11 protein-coding genes are annotated in these 17,464 nt (G+C 43.1%); 4 read left to right on the forward strand and 7 right to left on the reverse strand.

Annotated features, from left to right (window positions below):
* Nucleotides 1-58 precede the first annotated feature (58 nt).
* Entirely contained in the window at nt 59-1,333 is a 1,275-nt protein-coding gene (locus I6L24_RS07975) for a glutaminase (RefSeq protein WP_004730323.1), read from the forward strand.
* 121 nt (nt 1,334-1,454) lie between these two features.
* On the opposite strand, the gene dhaK is transcribed toward I6L24_RS07975, so the two are convergent.
* The gene (gene dhaK, locus I6L24_RS07980) at nt 1,455-3,185 is read right to left on the reverse strand and encodes a dihydroxyacetone kinase subunit DhaK (protein WP_004730321.1); all 1,731 of its coding nucleotides are present in this window, start codon (nt 3,183-3,185) and stop codon (nt 1,455-1,457) included.
* Between the two features lie 321 nt (nt 3,186-3,506).
* Between dhaK and I6L24_RS07985 the strand changes: the two genes are divergently transcribed.
* Nucleotides 3,507-3,869, forward strand: coding sequence for an endonuclease domain-containing protein (locus I6L24_RS07985; RefSeq protein WP_004730319.1), 363 nt, complete (start codon nt 3,507-3,509; stop codon nt 3,867-3,869).
* 92 nt (nt 3,870-3,961) lie between these two features.
* On the opposite strand, the gene I6L24_RS07990 is transcribed toward I6L24_RS07985, so the two are convergent.
* Complete coding sequence (locus tag I6L24_RS07990) at nt 3,962-4,846, reverse strand: hypothetical protein (RefSeq protein WP_004730316.1); 885 nt, start codon at nt 4,844-4,846, stop codon at nt 3,962-3,964.
* Nucleotides 4,847-5,044: 198 nt separating this feature from the next.
* On the opposite strand from I6L24_RS07990, the gene I6L24_RS07995 reads away from it, so the two are divergent.
* Nucleotides 5,045-6,204 (forward strand): IS3 family transposase gene (locus I6L24_RS07995; RefSeq protein WP_117276768.1). Its coding sequence is split into 2 segments (ribosomal slippage): nt 5,045-5,279 and nt 5,279-6,204, totalling 1,161 coding nucleotides; the frame shifts between segments, so codons are not numbered across the junction.
* 109 nt (nt 6,205-6,313) lie between these two features.
* On the opposite strand, the gene metH is transcribed toward I6L24_RS07995, so the two are convergent.
* The gene (metH, locus tag I6L24_RS08000) at nt 6,314-10,000 is read right to left on the reverse strand and encodes a methionine synthase (protein WP_004730314.1); all 3,687 of its coding nucleotides are present in this window, start codon (nt 9,998-10,000) and stop codon (nt 6,314-6,316) included.
* A 536-nt stretch (nt 10,001-10,536) separates the two neighbouring features.
* On the opposite strand from metH, the gene I6L24_RS08005 reads away from it, so the two are divergent.
* On the forward strand, nt 10,537-12,156 hold the full coding sequence (locus tag I6L24_RS08005) for an inorganic phosphate transporter (RefSeq protein ID WP_034435995.1): 1,620 nt from the start codon (nt 10,537-10,539) through the stop codon (nt 12,154-12,156).
* A 138-nt stretch (nt 12,157-12,294) separates the two neighbouring features.
* Here I6L24_RS08005 and I6L24_RS08010 read toward each other — a convergent pair whose 3' ends face one another.
* The 4 genes from I6L24_RS08010 to I6L24_RS08025 form a co-directional block, all read right to left on the reverse strand.
* Nucleotides 12,295-13,320: an IS30-like element ISAba125 family transposase gene (locus I6L24_RS08010; RefSeq protein ID WP_005100823.1), complete on the reverse strand. Its 1,026-nt coding sequence runs from the start codon at nt 13,318-13,320 to the stop codon at nt 12,295-12,297.
* 239 nt (nt 13,321-13,559) lie between these two features.
* Nucleotides 13,560-14,792 (reverse strand): transposase, encoded by a 1,233-nt coding sequence (locus I6L24_RS08015; RefSeq protein ID WP_004730312.1) that lies wholly within the window; start codon nt 14,790-14,792, stop codon nt 13,560-13,562.
* 262 nt (nt 14,793-15,054) lie between these two features.
* Nucleotides 15,055-16,596, reverse strand: coding sequence for a hypothetical protein (locus tag I6L24_RS08020; protein ID WP_004730310.1), 1,542 nt, complete (start codon nt 16,594-16,596; stop codon nt 15,055-15,057).
* 218 nt (nt 16,597-16,814) lie between these two features.
* Nucleotides 16,815-17,432 (reverse strand): rhomboid family intramembrane serine protease, encoded by a 618-nt coding sequence (locus I6L24_RS08025; protein ID WP_004646259.1) that lies wholly within the window; start codon nt 17,430-17,432, stop codon nt 16,815-16,817.
* Between the last annotated feature and the right edge of the window lie 32 nt (nt 17,433-17,464).

Below are 17,464 nucleotides of genomic sequence, written 5' to 3' on the forward strand. Positions count from 1 at the left end.
GTTTTATCCTTAAAACTTAAGGTGGAAAACAGGATAAAAATATAAAGGATCTATCTGAATGAAAACCCCGGTGCCCGATTATCTCCAGCATGTATTAACGGTCTGTCATGATAATGATCAGGGCGCTTTGGCTGACTATATCCCTGAACTGGCAGCGGTAGATCCAAATAAGTTCGCTTTGGCGCTGACTACGGTGGATGGCACGATTTATTCCACGGGAGATGATGAAACCGAATTTACCATGCAGTCGATGTCCAAGCCTTTTGCTTATGCACTGGCATTGCAGCATTTGGGTATCAGCGCTGTGCTGGAAAAGGTGGGCGTTGAACCTTCAGGGGAGGCCTTTAATCAGATTTCACTGGATAAAGAAACCAATCTTCCGAAAAATCCAATGATTAACTCGGGTGCGATCACCACGCATTCTTTGATTCCGGTACAAAAAGGCATTTCACGTGCGGAATGCTTGCGCCGTTTTTTAAGTGAACTAGCAGGCCGTCAACTGGAATTCGACAAGCAGGTGTATAAGTCTGAAGTCAAAACTGCATTCCGGAACCTGTCGATTGGTTACATGCTGCGAACTGTAGGTGTGCTGGATTCGGATCCTGTGGAAATCGTAAATGGATATATCAAGCAATGTGCGATTAAAGTGACGGTCAAAGATCTGGCAAATATCTGCAGTGTGCTCGCCAATGGCGGTGTTCAGGCCAAAACTGGCAAACAGTTGTTAGAGCGTGATGTGGTGCGCCAAGTGCTCAGTGTGATGATGACCTGTGGCATGTATGATGCGGCGGGTGACTGGCTGACGACGGTGGGCATTCCTGCCAAAAGTGGTGTATCTGGGGGAATTATCGGGGTATTGCCTGGGCAGGTAGGAATTGTGGTTTTTTCTCCTAAAATTGATGAGCATGGGCATAGTGTACGTGGTGTGGATATCTTCGAGCGTTTGTCGCGTGACATGGGCTTGCATCTGATGGAAGGGACGCCATCGGCACAGACCATTTTGCAAAGTCGTTATACTGTAGGTAAGAACAATGACATTGTCGTGTATGAGCTGCGCGGTGTATTGCAATTTACAGAATCCGAAATGTTGCTACGGATTTTGCAGGATGAGCCAGACGCTCAAACACGTATAGTCATAGACCTGACCAATTTGACTCTGATTCATGATGTGGGTGCACGCATGTTATTTGAAGGTGTCAAACGTTTACAAGCGAATGGGCACAAAGTGGTGGTCATTGACTCAGAAGGCGTATTGGGTGAGGAACAGGTGAAAGGCAATAAGCGGGTAGTGGTGACAGAAGAGTTAGAGCGCTATTTAGAGAAGTTTAGTTAAGCCATACTTATAGGGATGAGTATGCCTTTCATTATTTGTGCTTTTAAACTTACTCAGTAGAGGAAATGAAATATAAAAAAGCCCCGAACAGTGTCGAGGCTCTTTTCAAATCTTGAAAAGTTTATTTAATATGCTCGGCAATGTCCGTAAAGATCACGCCTAAGCCATGTGCACCAGCATCTGGATAACCTAAGCTACGATCACCGACTGTACCGGCACGGCCCATACGCGCTACGATGTCTTTGGTAGATTCTGCACCTTTTACCGCAGCCTCTGCACCCAAGACAAAGTTTTCTTTAAACGTCTTGTCGGTATTGGCTGACCAAGAGTCTGCGCAAGGTGCAAGTGCATCAATCAGGGTTTTATCACCGACCACAGCACCACGACCAAATGAACGCTCACCTGTCACTTGAATACCTTTGACTGTGGCTTGAAGCATGTTGGCAAAATCTGCCACAGTTAATATCGTTTTACCTTGAATGGCTTTACTTGCTGCACGGAAAGCAGAACCCCAAATAGGCCCTGATGCACCGCCACAGTGTTCCATAATAATCATGGAACTGTTTAGCAAGAATTCATCCATGTGCTGTGCTTGAATCAGGCTTTGCCATTCGCGTTTCAGCTGTTTAAAACCTTTGGCAACACTCATACCAAAATCACCATCGCCTGCATGGGCATCCAGCTCGCAGAATGGCACTTCATTTTTGATAATACAGGCTGCCATCACATCGACCACATAACGCATATTTTCTATCGTGAATTGCTCATTCTGAATTTCAGCATGTTCAGCTTGGGTTTCAACTTCGGTATTGGCGGTTTGTTTTACTGCTGCATCTTGTGCTGCAAATTCAAATGGTAGAGTAGGCGAGCCGTCAAGCTTAAAGGCAGGGGTATTGGCTTCTGCATCCAGATAGATTTTCAGTTCATCATCCACAGCAAGCAATGAAACCGATGCACCATTCATGTCGATACTAGTCATGTAGTTGCCAACGAATGTGCGGTAAATCTTGATACCTTTACGCGCCAAATGTTCGCATACATCATTGTTAAACACATACAGTTCTTGCATTGGTGTTGAACCAAAGCCGTTGACCAGAACTGCAACTTCTTGCATGTCAGGACGGTCAAGGAATAAGTCATCGACCATACGTTGTGCCATTTCTTTCGATGGCAGAATTTTTTCACGACGAATGCCCGGTTCACCGTGGATACCGACGCCGTATTCCATTTCATCATCGGCTAGGGTAAAGGTCGGTGTACCTTTCGCAGGAACGGTACATGAGCTATAGGCAAAACCAAGGCTAATCACGTTATCTGCCGCTTTTTGTGCCACAGCTTTGACTTCCGCAAGCTCTAAACCTTTTGAGGCTGCTGCTCCTGCAATTTTGTGCACGAAGATGGTACCAGCAACACCACGACGACCGACAGTATAGAGGCTGTCTTTTACTGCGATATCATCCGCCACTTTGACGTAGTCGACCTTGATGCCATCTTCCGCAGCCAATGCAGCACCATTCTGGAAATTCATCATATCGCCAGAATAGTTCTTGATGATCATGAGCACGCCTTTGTCTGTTGCGACATGTTGCAGTGCTTTATAGACCTGAATTTGAGATGGCGATGCGAATACGTCACCACATACGGCAGCATCTAACATGCCAGTACCGACAAAGCCTGCATGTGCAGGTTCGTGACCACTGCCACCGCCACTGATTAGTGAGACGTTATTGTGTTTTTCTTTACGTGAAATGATTTTATGCGATTCGGTAAATTGTAATTCAGGATGGGCAAGGACAAAGCCTTTGCACATTTCGACAACCAGGTTTTCAGGGTTGTTGAGGAGTTTTTTCATGGAGGAGGGCCTTCACGTATTCTGGGAGAGATCTAAAGTCTTATTATTATGGAAATGTTTGAAATTTGCTGACTTAAAAATGTAAAAACGAGCGATTTTAGATTGATGGGTTAGAAAAGGGGCGATTCTAATCCCCCCTAAATCCCCCTTTTACAAAGGGGGACTTTTCTTCGTTTTTATGAGGCAATAGAATTCGAGTAACTCCTTCCTTTGAAAAGGGGGGACTTGTCATGTGATTAAATAAATTTTGTGACACTTCCTCCCTGTTTAAAGGGTGAGAAGCAATGCTTCGCAAGGAGGGATTAAAAAAAGAGAATAATAATGAAACCCTATAATAAAAATTTAAAACAAGCTTCGCGGGATTTACGCAATAACATGACCGATGCTGAAAAGCTGTTATGGTCACGGCTGCGGAACAAGCAAATTTTAGGTTTGCAGTTTTATAGGCAAAAGCCGATTTTGAATTACATCGTGGATTTTTACTGTCCTGCTATGAATTTGGTGATTGAGTGCGATGGCAGTCAGCACTTTACAAATGAAGGCTTAGAAGCGGATCGAGTCCGAGATGAAGCTTTGGCACATTTGAGTCTACGTGTTTTGAGATTTGATAATGGGCAGGTGATGGGGCAGATTGATGATGTAGTGGAAGTGATTTATCAATTTATTCGACAAGAATCTCCCTAAATCCCTCTTTAATAAAGAGGGACTTCACGCGAATTTTATGATGGTTTGGGATTCGTGATGTTCCTCCCTTTTTAAAGGGAGGTTAGGAGGGATTATTTAAATATTTCATCACCAAAAATATTATAGTCATGCATCATTGCTTCAAAAGATTTTGAATCGGCAGTTTTATCGAGATTATCTAAAGCAGCTTTTTCTACTTTCTCTTCTTGCTCATCAGACATAGTGTTTCTTTTTTCTTGTATTTCTAATGCTTTATTTCTCATGTACCCGAGCAAATATTCAGGCATTACTAGATTTGATGGTCTAGAAACCCCATGTTTTAATGAAACGCGACTTGCTCTCATTTTTGATGAGAGATTAGAACTCACAATTCCTAAAATTAGAAAAGTAGGAAGTTTAGTAAATAGATATATATCATTATCTCCTTGTAAGACATCTATACCAATACTTCGAAGAAAATATCTGTTTATATTGCTTGGTAAGTTTAATGATTTGGGAGGAGTATTAATTTCGGATAAGGGGAAGATATGCTGTTCGTATTGATGCAAATTATCTTGTTTACCTAAAAGGAAATTTCTTAAGTTAAGTTCAGCGAGATTAATTTGATCTATAAAATACTCGCTTTCGTCTTCAAAATTAGAATTCTTATTTTTTATGTAGATTAATGTTCTCCATGAAAGGGATGCACAGAATTTTGCTAACCAATCTTTATATTCGGTAACATAATTTTTTTGGTCTAAAAACGGTATGAACATTTTTTCAGAAAATTGTTTTTCCCAACTTGAAAAAAGAAGCTCACAATCGTTACATAAGAGGTAATCCTTAATAATATCTTGTTGTCTTTTGTTAATATTATCTATGTTCCGAAGATATCCGGTAGCACTAGTCTTTTTTAGCCATTTCCCAACAAATTTTGGGATAAAATGACTCTCTTGTAATTCTTTTGCCTCGTGGCAAAGCGAACATCTATTCTTCATTTTTAGTATATGTAATTTTTGAGAATTTGAACAATATCCACTAATTTTTATTATTAATCAATTAATCCCTCCCAACCTCCCTTTAGAAAAGGGAGGAGTTGTCACGTAATCCATTTGATACGCGATGATCCTAGACAAAATAATGGACAGCACGTCCCTCTAAAGATAACGTAACTTTAATCTTTGGAGATTCAAGAAATGGCTAAACGTTTTAGTCCCGAATTTAAACAGCAAGCGATTGATTATGCACTTTCAAACTCACACGAGTCTGTAGCTGCAATCGCCCAGAAATTAGGTGTGGGTTATTCAACATTAGATAAATGGATTCGTGAAACCAATCCGGCAGGTTCAAGCAAACGTCAACTTTCACCAGAACAACAGCGGATCGTGGAATTAGAGAAAGAAGTCAAACAGCTCAAGGAAGCCAATGACATCTTAAAAAAAGCGCATGTGTACTTTCTAACAGATCATGCCAAGAAAAGTACACGGTAATTCAAGATCTAGATATGAATGAAGTCACCGTATCTTCTGCCTGTAAATACCTAGGTGTCAGCACTTCAGGCTATTATGCCTGGCGAAAACGTCAAGCCAATACGGCACAGAAATATAATGACTTAAAAGCCGTATATTGGCAGCATCATGCACGATTGGGTGCACCTTCATTAGTACATGACATGCATGATTTAGGTTACAACATGAGCGAACGTACTATTGGAAGGATGCTAAAAAAGCTTGGTTTACGTAGCAGGATTGCGCGTAAATACAAGCATACGACTGATTCAACCCATCGTTTGCCTACAGCACCCAACTTGTTGGATCGCCAATTTACAGTTACTCAGCCTAATAAAGTCTGGACAACAGACATTACCTATATCCGCACTAAAGAAGGTTGGTTGTATTTATGTGTGATGCTAGATTTATTTAGCCGTCGTATCGTGGGGTGGCAAACCAGCCATCGAATAGACCGCCAGTTGGTGTGTGATACGTTTAACTATGCAATGGCTCGTCAGGGTTATCCAACTGGTGTTATGGTTCATTCGGACCAAGGCTCACAGTACTGTAGTCGTGATTTTAGAGCGCTGTTACTGAAAAATGATTGTACTCAGAGTATGTCTAGACGTGGAAACTGTTGGGATAATGCAGTGACTGAAAGCTTCTTTCATACATTAAAAGGTCATGTGGTACATGGCAGTGTGTTTTCGACTCGAAAAGAGGCGAATGCGGTCTTGTTTGATTATATTGAGATTTATTACAATCGGGTCAGAAGGCATTCTGCAAACGGCTGGTTAAGTCCAGAAGCCTTTGAACAGAAATATTTCAAGAATTTAGAGGGATCGATTGTCCACGATACTGTCTAGGATCACGAAAGTCCCTCTTTCTTAAAGAGGGATTTAGGGAGATTAAAAATCTAAAAACAAAAAAATCCCCTCAATCGAGGGGTTTTTTTATATCGAAACTAGAGAATTCTTAAACCACAGAATCATCCAGATTTGGCGCTAACCAACGTTTCGCTTCATCCAAAGTCCAGCCTTTACGCTTCGCATAATCTTCCAACTGGTCGCCAGAGATTTTACCTACGTTAAAGTATTCAGTTTCAGGGTTTGCATAATAGAAACCGCTGACTGATGAAGGTGGCCACATCGCAAAGCTCGAAGTCAGGTAAGTACCCATCTTCTCTGTCGTACCTAACCAGTCAAACAATGATGCTTTTTCAGAATGCTCAGGACAAGCAGGGTAGCCAGGTGCAGGACGAATACCCACATACTTCTCTTTAATCAAATCTTCATTCGACAATTGTTCATCTGCTTGGTAGCCCCAGAACTCTTTACGAATACGCTCATGTAAATGCTCGGCAAATGCTTCAGCAAAACGGTCACCCAAAGCCTGAACCATAATTGCGCTATAATCATCGCCTTTGGCTTTATATTCTTGTGAAAGCTCTTCGGCACCGAAAATCGACACGGTAAAGCCGCCCAAATAATCCTGAGCCACATCTTTCGGTGCAATAAAGTCCGCCAAAGAATAGTTGGCTCTACCTGTCACCTTGTCAGATTGCTGACGAAGGTGCTCAAAAGTATGGGTCACGTTGCCATTTTCATCTGCAACCGCAACTGTATCTGCTGCCACACGGTTGGCAGGATAGATCTTGAATGTTGCACGGGCATCAAAGCGTTTATTCTCGATAATATCTTTGAGCATGGCTTGAGCTTGTTCAAACAAATCACGCGCTGCTTCACCCACCACTTCATCTTCAAGGATTTTCGGGAATTTACCTGCCAGGCTCCAGGAAATAAAGAACGGCGTCCAGTCAAAATATTCCACCAAGGTTTCAAGCGGATAATTGGTGAATGTTTCTGAACCAATAAAGTTTGGTTTAACCGGTGCATTCTTGTCAAAGTCGATCTTGAAGCCATTTTCAACCGACTTTTGATAAGACAATTTCGCCGCTTTCGGTTGTTTGTTCGCAAGACGGGTACGAATTTTTTCATAATCCGCTGCATAGTCAGCCAGCAATTTTGGCTTCATCTCAGGAGAGAGCAACTGCGTTGCTACACCCACGGCACGTGAAGCATCTGCGGTGTAAAGCACGCCATCATTATGATATTGCGGTGAGATTTTCACTGCGGTATGCGCTTTAGAAGTCGTCGCACCACCAATCATTAACGGAATGTTAAAGCCTTTGCGCTGCATTTCTTTGGCAACAAAGACCATTTCATCCAGAGACGGCGTGATCAGACCAGACAAACCGATGATATCGACTTTTTCATCAATCGCAGTTTGTAGAATTTTCTCACATGGTACCATCACGCCCAGATCCACGATGTCATAACCATTACAGCCTAATACTACGCCAACGATGTTTTTACCGATGTCGTGTACGTCGCCTTTCACCGTAGCCAGCAGGATTTTACCTTTTGCTTCGGCTTGGGTTTTCTCAGCTTCAATGAACGGGTTCAACCACGCTACAGCCTGTTTCATCACGCGTGCAGATTTGACTACTTGTGGCAAGAACATTTTACCGGCACCGAACAGATCGCCGACTACGTTCATACCCGCCATCAATGGACCTTCAATCACATCCAGTGGACGTGTAGAGTTTAAACGCGCTTCTTCAGTATCTTGATCGATATAAGTCGTGATGCCTTTTACCAATGCATATTCAAGACGTTTTTCAACAGACTCATTACGCCATTCCAGATTTTCTTCGGCTTTTTGCGTACCACTTTGACCACGGTATTTTTCAGCAACAGCAAGCAGTTTTTCGGTTGCTTCCTGACCGCTTTTACCCTGGTTCTGGTTTAAAACAACATCTTCAACCGCTTCTTTCAATTCTTTATCGATGTCATCGTAAATCGCCATCTGACCGGCATTTACAATACCCATAGTCATGCCTTGCTGAATGGCATGGTACAGGAACACCGAGTGAATCGCTTCACGTACCGGTTCGTTACCACGGAACGAGAACGATACGTTCGACACACCACCAGAAATCATCGCATTTGGCAGGTTCTGTTTAATCCAGCCAGTCGCTTCAATAAAGTCCACGCCATAGTTGTTGTGTTCTTCAATACCGGTCGCAATCGCAAAGACGTTCGGGTCAAAGATGATATCTTCAGACGGGAAGCCTACTTCATTCACCAGAACATCATATGAACGCTTACAGATTTCTTTTTTACGCGCAGCTGTATCGGCCTGACCATCTTCATCAAATGCCATCACGATGACCGCGGCACCATATTGACGGCAGAGGCGGGCACGTTCGACAAACTCGTCATGACCTTCTTTCAGGGAAATCGAGTTCACCACGGCTTTACCTTGCACACATTTCAGGCCCGCTTCGATAATCTCCCATTTAGAAGAATCCAGCATGATTGGCACACGTGAAATATCCGGCTCAGAAGCAATCAGATTCAGGAAATGCACCATCGCACCTTGCGAATCGAGCATGCCTTCATCCATGTTGATGTCGATGATCTGTGCACCGGCTTCAACCTGTTGACGGGCAACATCAAGCGCTTCGGCGAAGTTTTCTTCACGAATCAGACGCAGGAATTTTTTTGAACCGGTGACGTTGGTACGTTCACCAACGTTCACGAACAGTGAATCTTTGGTGATGTTAAATGGCTCTAAACCGCTTAAACGGCAAGCCGGTTCAATTTCAGGAATTTGACGAGGGGTAATGCCTGCAACAGCATTTGCAATCGCGCGGATATGATCCGGCGTAGTACCACAGCACCCACCGGTAATATTAATTAAGCCACTTTCTGCAAATTCTTTAATGAAGGCCGCAGTTTCTTCCGGCGTTTCATCATAACCACCGAAGGCATTTGGCAAGCCAGCGTTTGGATGCGCTGAAACAAAGGTATCGGCAACATCAGACACGGTTTTAACGTGTGGACGCATCGCATCTGCGCCAAGTGCACAGTTAAAGCCGATAGATAACGGCTCTGCATGACGCATTGAGTTCCAGAAGGCTTCTGCAGTTTGACCAGTCAATGTACGACCTGATGCATCCGTGATCGTACCTGAAATCATGATTGGCAGTTCATAGCCTAATTCTTTAAAGACTTCTTTTACTGCAAAGATGGCAGCTTTGGCATTTAAAGTATCGAACACAGTTTCGATCAGGATGATGTCTGCACCACCTTCGATCAAGGCCTTGGTCGATTCAATATAGTCAACTTTGAGTGCATCAAAAGTGATGTTACGGAACGCCGGATCATTCACGTTTGGAGAAATAGAAGTGGTACGCGATGTCGGACCAATCACACCTGCCACAAAGCGTGGTTTTTCAGGCGTTGAATATTTGGCACAGGCTTCTTTGGCCAGACGCGCTGCTTCACGGTTAATTTCAGGAACCAGATCTTCCATGTGGTAATCCGACATTGAAACACGGGTACCGTTAAAGGTATTGGTTTCAATAATATCGGCGCCAGCTTCCAAGTAAGCTTCATGAATGCCTTGAATGATTTGTGGTTGAGTCAGCACCAGCAAATCATTATTGCCTTTGAGATCATAGGCCCAGTCAGCAAAACGCTCACCACGATAATCGGCTTCTTCCAGTTTATGGCGCTGGATCATGGTACCCATCGCACCATCGATAATTAAAATTCTTTTGGCAAGAAGTTCTTTTAAAGTGGTAAGTGTAGACATTCAAACTTTCTCAGCAGAAATCAAAAAAAACGACGCTAATCTTAGCAGATTAGTTGGCTGATTTCTGCTGAGATTGCTCAGAATGATGGATAAGCATGATATGAAAATTTGATAAGTCATCTAGAAAAACAACAAGTTTTAACATGCGGATCAGAAAATAATGCAATCTCGAATCTGATTCGATGCCTTACAGACAAGAAACAGGATCAGAAAATTAAGCTGATGCTTTCATTCATGAAATTGTCATATTGATGGCTTATGCTGTGCAAATGAAACTTTTGCTCTGCTTGATGACAGGTAGGGCATGAATCGTTTTGGTAGCAAAATATGTGCGGTTGCTAAGCTTAAATAAGCTGGAATACTCTCTTAAGTAATTGATTTATAAAATCAAAATCTAGTGTTTTAGTCGGAATTAAACAGGACGAATAGCAGCAAGAAAATCCAAATAATTGCTTCATATGACAGCAGTTTGTCATATAATTGTCACAATTTAACTGAACAATATGGGGATTCTTGAATCCTCTATTCCTGCTTGCATGAATCCTAATCAAACTCCCGTAGATTCAGCACACGGGTCGGCTTCCCAAAAGTCGACCAATGTTCATGTGCCAACACCGAAATTCTTTATGCCGGTGTTCCTGACTCTTATTATCACTACGCTGATTTATATCGGCTTCCAGTTGTCTGCAGATTTAGCGCATGTACCGGCCTTGGGCTTGTATTCAGTTATTTTGTTAGCGACGGCACTTTTTATTGCGTTGAGCTTTGAGTTCGTCAATGGCTTTCACGATACCGCCAATGCTGTGGCCACAGTCATTTATACCAATGCACTTTCAGCTCCTGTCGCAGTGATGTGGGCCGGCTTCTGTAACTTCCTTGGGGTTATGGTGGCCAGTGGTGCGGTCGCTTACGGCATTATTGCGTTATTGCCGGTCGAGCTGATCATGAATGTCGGCTCCGGAGCAGGCTTTGCCATGGTCTTTGCCATGCTGATCGCGGCTATTCTCTGGAATCTGGGAACCTGGTTCCTCGGTATTCCAGCATCCAGTTCACATACCCTGATCGGTTCGATTCTGGGTGTGGGCATCATGAACTATATTCTGAATGCCGGTACTGGCGCTTCAGGTATAGACATGGAGCAGGTGATGAAAGTCGGTAAGGCGCTGTTATTCTCGCCTTTAATCGGTTTTGCATTTGCTGCGATTGTGTTCCTGCTGGTGAAAAAAATCTTCAAGCGTCAACTGGAACTGTTTCAGCCACCTGAAGGTAACAAGCCACCACCACCATTGATTCGTGCCATGCTGATCTTTACCTGTACTGGGGTGAGCTTTGCCCATGGTTCAAATGACGGTCAAAAAGGTATGGGTCTGATCATGTTAATCCTGATCGGCTGTGTGCCGTTGGCGTACTCGCTGAACAAAAATCTGGATGTACAACATATTCAGTCTTTTGGTCAGTTATCTGCACAAACAGCGGATGTGATCTATCCAAATCATCAGGATATTCCGGATGAACAAGCTCGTGATGTGATCACCAAGTACATTCAGACCAAGGAAATTACCCCTGAAGTCGTGCCTGCATTGGCAAGCTTGACGGATCATCTGGGTGAGAAAGTCGGTAGCTATACCAGCATTAAGGATGTTCCTGAAGCTCAAGTATCTGAATTCCGTAATGACATGTATCTGAGCACTACAGCATTTAAGCGTCTGGATAAAGCAGAAGCTTTACCGGCAATGAGTGCTGCGCAGGAAAAAACAGTGGATGAATACCGTGACAATCTGGATTCATTCCTGCAATACATCCCGACCTGGGTAAAAGTGGCGACAGCCTTGGCACTTGGTCTGGGTACGATGGTCGGCTGGAAGCGTATTGTCGTGACGGTTGGTGAGCGTATTGGTAAACAGCATATGACTTATGGTCAGGGTATGTCTGCCGAACTTGTGGCAATGTCAACTATTGCAGCGGCAGATGGCTTTGGTATGCCGGTATCAACCACCCATGTATTGAACTCTGCAGTAGCAGGTACCATGGTGGCGAACAAGTCAGGTCTGAACTTCCAGATGGTGAAAACTATTCTGTCTGCCTGGATCTTTACTTTACCAGCAACGATCTGTTTGTCAGGTACTTTGTACTGGTTGCTTCTTAAAGTCTTCTAGGACTTTTTAAGGTAAAAACGCTGCTTTGGCAGCGTTTTTTTATGGGTGGAAGAAAAATTAAGGATGTAAAAGAGGAATCTAAATTACGATTAAGGCGACAGGGATGTCGCCGTTAGGCTGTGATATAGGGAGGCGAATTCAAACATGAGGTGCGACAGTTTGAAAAGTCTTATGATAATCAACAAGCTGAGCAAATTTCTCTAATGGTGTAAGCCAATCTAACGCTTTTCTAGGACGAGTATTCAGTGACATGGCAACTTGATTTAAATAATGCTGATCTGCCTGATTTAAATCAATCCCTTTAGGTAAATATTGCCTAATTAAACCATTCATATTTTCGCATGTGCCTTTTTGCCAGGGTGAATGTGGGTCACAGAAATATACATCTATGCCTAAATCTTCTTCAAGTATTTTATGTTCTGCCATCTCGCGTCCACGGTCATAGGTCAACGTTTTACGCAGTTCTGCAGGTAAATATTTCAGAGCTTCAGTTAAAGCCTTGCGCACTGATTCTGCCTTTGCATCAGGTAATGTTGCCAAGATACAGAGCCGTGTATTTCGTTCAATAAGTGTTGCTATCGAACTTTTATTGTCTTTACCTTTAATTAAATCAGCTTCCCAATGACCCGGTATTTTTCTTTCTTGAACTTCGGCTGGGCGCTCATGAATAGTTTTAATATCCTGTAATATAGAATCTTTTTTAGGTTCACCGTTAGCTTTTCGCTTTTTATTTTCATGACGCAGACAGGATAATAAGTCTTTTTTCAACTCACCCTTTGGTAATGCTCGTATCGTTGAATAAATCGTTGTATGGCTTACATTCATTGTTTGATCCAAATCAGGAAATGTCTTTAAACGCTTTGCTATTTGCTGAGGAGACCATAAACAACGGATCGCTTCAACAATAAATTTCCAGAGGATTGAATCGATTTTGAGTTTTCTGTGACCACGTCTACGTCTAGCGAAGGTGTTATCAGAAGCATATTGAGCTTGATAAACGTCATTGATGCTATTTCTTTTAAGCTCACGATAGATCGTACTAGGATGTCTTTTAATGAGTTCAGCAAATTTTCTGGCTGAAAAGCCTTCTTTTCTTGACTCAAGCATTAATGCAGTACGATCTTCAAAGTTAAGATGATGGTATGACAATTTTATATACTCCATAAACCCTTTAAATTAATTAGGTGGTTTATGTCGCACTTCAAGTTTTACTCTGCCGGACATATCATCAGCTTAACAAAAGATTTTTGTTACTTTTGATCTTTCAAAAGTAAAGAAAAAAAGAAGCTATAAAATAGATCAACTTAAATCTGCCCAAAGCACATTCATAAGAATTTGAATGATTGAAAGCCCAAATTAACCTCTCCTTAACCCTCTCCTAGAAGGCATAGGTATCTACACATCTATGAGATACCTAATGCCATTGTGGCTATCTCATTGAGTTCATCTATTGAATATTCCGAGAGCAGTTGAAGAGTGTTCAGTAAAATCGAAAGCCCTGCCAATAAGGCAGGTGCACTTTCCAACCTACCTCTTTTCTGCTGCCGACCTGAAAGACGGGTGAGAAATACACGAATTTTCTGATGGTGTTCATCTTCAGAACGCTGGATTCGCCAAGTTAAAACACAAGCCATACAGCTAATCAGTAACCGCCTTAAAATGGCTTCAGGTCTGGTCTGAAGCCATGCTTCAATATCATGACCTGCCTGCTTGAGCAGCTTGAAATAGCATTCAATTGTCCAGCGCCAGTAATACCAGGTCGTCATCTCTACCGTAGTAATCTCTGATGGAACATTGCTGATTAGTGACCATCTTGCGACGGTCTTATCCTGATCATCTTTCACTACGGCAACAATTAATCTGGCTTCAATCGCACTCCCTGGCTGGGGAGCAACCCGTTGGCCTGAATCGTCATTTCTCTTCGGTTTTGCTGCACGTGTTATCCGGATAGCAGTTTCTCCCACATGCAACATATGCCGGTTTCCTTTATAGGCAATCGGCTGGACCTGCTGCGTTTCTACTCGTTCTGCGGCTTCTGCAACTTTGCATGTTTTGCCCTGATGCTCAATTCGATGGCCTTCTTTCGCCCGAATCAGCCATTTAAAACCCTGGCTGCTCATTTCCCTTAGGTGGGCAATGGAGTCACCTTCACGATCAATGATATGAACACATGTTTTCTCAATGGGATATTGTTCAATCACTTTGATTTGTTCGGTAAGTGAATCTAGATGAGATTTGCGCCCAGCAGAGTGTTGACTGAATGTGGAATAGCAGCCTGAGGCATCTGATAGTGTCTGCGCCAGTGGCGCAATAGGTAGTCCCGAGGCTGCATCAACCAGCAGACTGCTTTGCAATTCATAGCCTGAATCATATTGATGGGTTCTTTGCAGGCGCTGAATTTTATGATGGTGTTTCACATACTGTAGCTGAGACCAGTCATGAACAATCAATGCATATTGATGCGGTGATGCCTTGATCTGTTCACATGCAAGATGTTCAATTGGCTGGTTTAACTGACTAAAAGAGATTTTGTCATTATTCAGGAATCGCCAGACCGCTTGTGTGGTTGCGAAACTCGACTTTTGGGCAGAAGCCAGGTCTTTGATTGCCGGAGCAAGTGAAGCAAGAGGGTTCATATTGAGCTTTACAAGGCTGTTATAGCGCTTGACAAGACGCTGATCCAGGCCAGAGATGTTAAATTGAAGAGCATGCTCTTCAATTTAACGCAAAGTTCAGGAATTGTGTAGATACCTATGCCTAGAAGGAGAGGGAACGCCCATTTTCAATTAAAGTTCTCTCTGCTTTAGGGATGAGCAGCACTGCTACGCAACGAGGGGAGAACTTTAAAAATAACGATTACCTTTCTTATGGAAAAATTGGATGAAGATAATAAAAAAATTACTTCTTCAACTTACTCAATAATCCTTTTGGCAACTTCTCTGTCGCAAAACCATATAGTGCAGCAAAAGGTAGTGCGGTACGTGCCAGATAGGCCACTCGCCACAAACCACCATGATTCGCGCCATGCATCATTAATTCAAGCGGATGGTTCAGCTTCACTTCAGGATTGGCCACCGATTCTGGATTGCGAAGGTCATGAATCCACAGTGCAGCCATAATTGCATTGGTGGTTTCAGGTGCAAAGGCTTCAACATCAAACAGGCTGGCGCCGTTGAACGCTGCTTTTAATAGCGGATTTTTGGTCACGGAATAGGTCGTAGTAGAAGGGGCAATATTGATGCTGACCCGCTGACCTTGAGCACGAGCTAAGGTAGCACGCCATTGCTGAATGCGTTTTGCCAGCGCATAGTTCGGGCCTTGTTCAACCACCAGACAGTCACAAATACCATACGCCTGATCACCAGACTGAATCAGTTCATGCGCATTTTTCTGGAAAAAGTGTTTGCGGCTTAAAGCTGAAACCCCTTTAGAAAGGATCGTCTGTACCTTAGAGCGTTCAGTATATTTTACTTTAGAGGCTTCGATTACTTCACTCGGCACCGCATAAACATCGGTCGGCGTACACATGTACATCAGACTGGTATTGGCTTTTTGCTGACTAACATAGTGCATGATGGCATCCATGGTCATGGAGACGCGGACATGCTTTTCACCATCCAGATAAGCAATTGCAGCCAGATCTAGGTCCTGCTCAAACTGTAATAGCCATGTGGCAATTTCAGGAATCTGGGTGAGCAAATTTGCGCCCAGTTTTTCTTTTAAAATGTCAAGTGAAGTATCAGCAGGTAAGTCTTCAATACAAGGTGCATACAGTGTGGCATTGCCTTGGCTAATGGTATCGATAATCTTGCTCCATACCCGGGTGTTTGGCAGATCAATCGCCACAATGTTGGCTTTCCATTTCGTCAGCCAGGTCAAAGGGCCGGCTTCAGATGCGGCACCAAACAGCACCGCCGTCCGATCTGACAAGTCAAACCATTCAGGATGTACCACACATTCACGCAGGGCATTGGCATGACTGGTTTCCACGATGCCTTGGCTTTCCCAGCGCTCAATCTGCTCCAATAAGGCATCACCTTGCAGCTTTTGACCGTGGTAAGGCACATACCATTCTGGTACAGCTTTACTGCTACCTGTGAGTTTGAATGTATGTAGTTGTTCAGCGGGCAGAGTTAAGGCATCTTGCAATACATACTTTTGACCATCACGATAAAATTCAAAAGTCTGATGGGCCTTTGCTAATCCATCTTCGGCAATTTTCAAGCTGGCTTCAGGAGAACTCAGTCCCTGTTCGACCAGTTGCTTAAAATGCACGGTATATTTTTTGCGCCAGTTTTTTTCTGATTGTGCCTGTTGCGAACTGAGAGGGGCGACATTGGCTAAGGCGGCTGCGATGATCGCGCGTCCTGCTTTGGAGCTACTTGGTTTTTGTTGCTGAGACTGAAGAGGAAATTGAAGACCGTCTGGTGTAGTGGACATGCAAAATATCTCGAGAATGACAGTAATTAATATACAGATGTATACATTATCGCTGCAAAATTCAGTCCAAGATTGGCATTAAGTGACATCATCACTTTCTAATATATTACGAGATGTTTCAAACGAATAAGGGAGCAGCAGCTCTCTTATTCGTTTTCAGCAGAAATATGAGGCTTAACTCATATGTAGCTTTATTCCTTCAGTATTTAAAAAACTGATTAAAACGGAACCTGCATCAGTTTATTCAGGAAATGCGGAATCAGGCGTGGCTCCAGAATAATCGTCATGACCACCCCGTAAGCCGCTCCCCATAAATGCGCGCTATGATTAATGTTGCTATTGCCTTTTTTGCCTGACCAGATGCTATAGGCTACATACAGCACAGCAAAAATAATGGCAGGAACCGGAATGAAGAACACAAAAATTAATTTCCAAGGTTCAAACAGGATATAGGCAAACAGTACAGCCGACACTGCACCGGAAGCGCCGAGACTAGCCCAGCGGGCATCATTTTTATGCTTCAGGTAACTGGGTAGAATCGCTGCGATCAGGCCACCGAGGTAAAACAGGATAAAACCCAGGTCATATAGGTATTGACGATAAAAGCTTTCAATCACGCTGCCAAAAAAGAACAGGGTAATCATGTTGAACAGCAGATGTGCCCCATCCGCATGGATAAAGCCATGAGTAATAAAGCGATCATATTGTCCACGTTGCAGTGCCGGTGGCCAGAAAATCAGGCGATTCATCACCGTCTCTTTGGAGAAAGCAATAAATGACACAATACAGGTGATCAGAATAATAGTAACGGTATGATTAAAAGGTAAATCAAGCATATAAATGATTCTAATGGTGCCTATTTGCCAAT

The sequence above is a fragment of the Acinetobacter lwoffii genome, assembly GCF_019048525.1.
GTDB classification, from domain to species: domain Bacteria; phylum Pseudomonadota; class Gammaproteobacteria; order Pseudomonadales; family Moraxellaceae; genus Acinetobacter; species Acinetobacter lwoffii_K.

What these genes read in the sequence shown, in the direction of transcription:
- I6L24_RS07975 (WP_004730323.1), top strand. Translation starts at nt 59, where the DNA reads ATGAAAACCCCGGTGCCCGATTATCTCCAGCATGTATTAACGGTCTGT.
- I6L24_RS08005 (WP_034435995.1), top strand. Translation starts at nt 10,537, where the DNA reads ATGAATCCTAATCAAACTCCCGTAGATTCAGCACACGGGTCGGCTTCC.
- I6L24_RS08015 (WP_004730312.1), bottom strand. Translation starts at nt 14,792, where the DNA reads ATGAACCCTCTTGCTTCACTTGCTCCGGCAATCAAAGACCTGGCTTCT.
- I6L24_RS08025 (WP_004646259.1), bottom strand. Translation starts at nt 17,432, where the DNA reads ATGCTTGATTTACCTTTTAATCATACCGTTACTATTATTCTGATCACC.
- I6L24_RS07985 (WP_004730319.1), top strand. Translation starts at nt 3,507, where the DNA reads ATGAAACCCTATAATAAAAATTTAAAACAAGCTTCGCGGGATTTACGC.
- I6L24_RS08020 (WP_004730310.1), bottom strand. Translation starts at nt 16,596, where the DNA reads ATGTCCACTACACCAGACGGTCTTCAATTTCCTCTTCAGTCTCAGCAA.
- I6L24_RS08010 (WP_005100823.1), bottom strand. Translation starts at nt 13,320, where the DNA reads ATGGAGTATATAAAATTGTCATACCATCATCTTAACTTTGAAGATCGT.
- metH (WP_004730314.1), bottom strand. Translation starts at nt 10,000, where the DNA reads ATGTCTACACTTACCACTTTAAAAGAACTTCTTGCCAAAAGAATTTTA.
- dhaK (WP_004730321.1), bottom strand. Translation starts at nt 3,185, where the DNA reads ATGAAAAAACTCCTCAACAACCCTGAAAACCTGGTTGTCGAAATGTGC.
- I6L24_RS07990 (WP_004730316.1), bottom strand. Translation starts at nt 4,846, where the DNA reads ATGAAGAATAGATGTTCGCTTTGCCACGAGGCAAAAGAATTACAAGAG.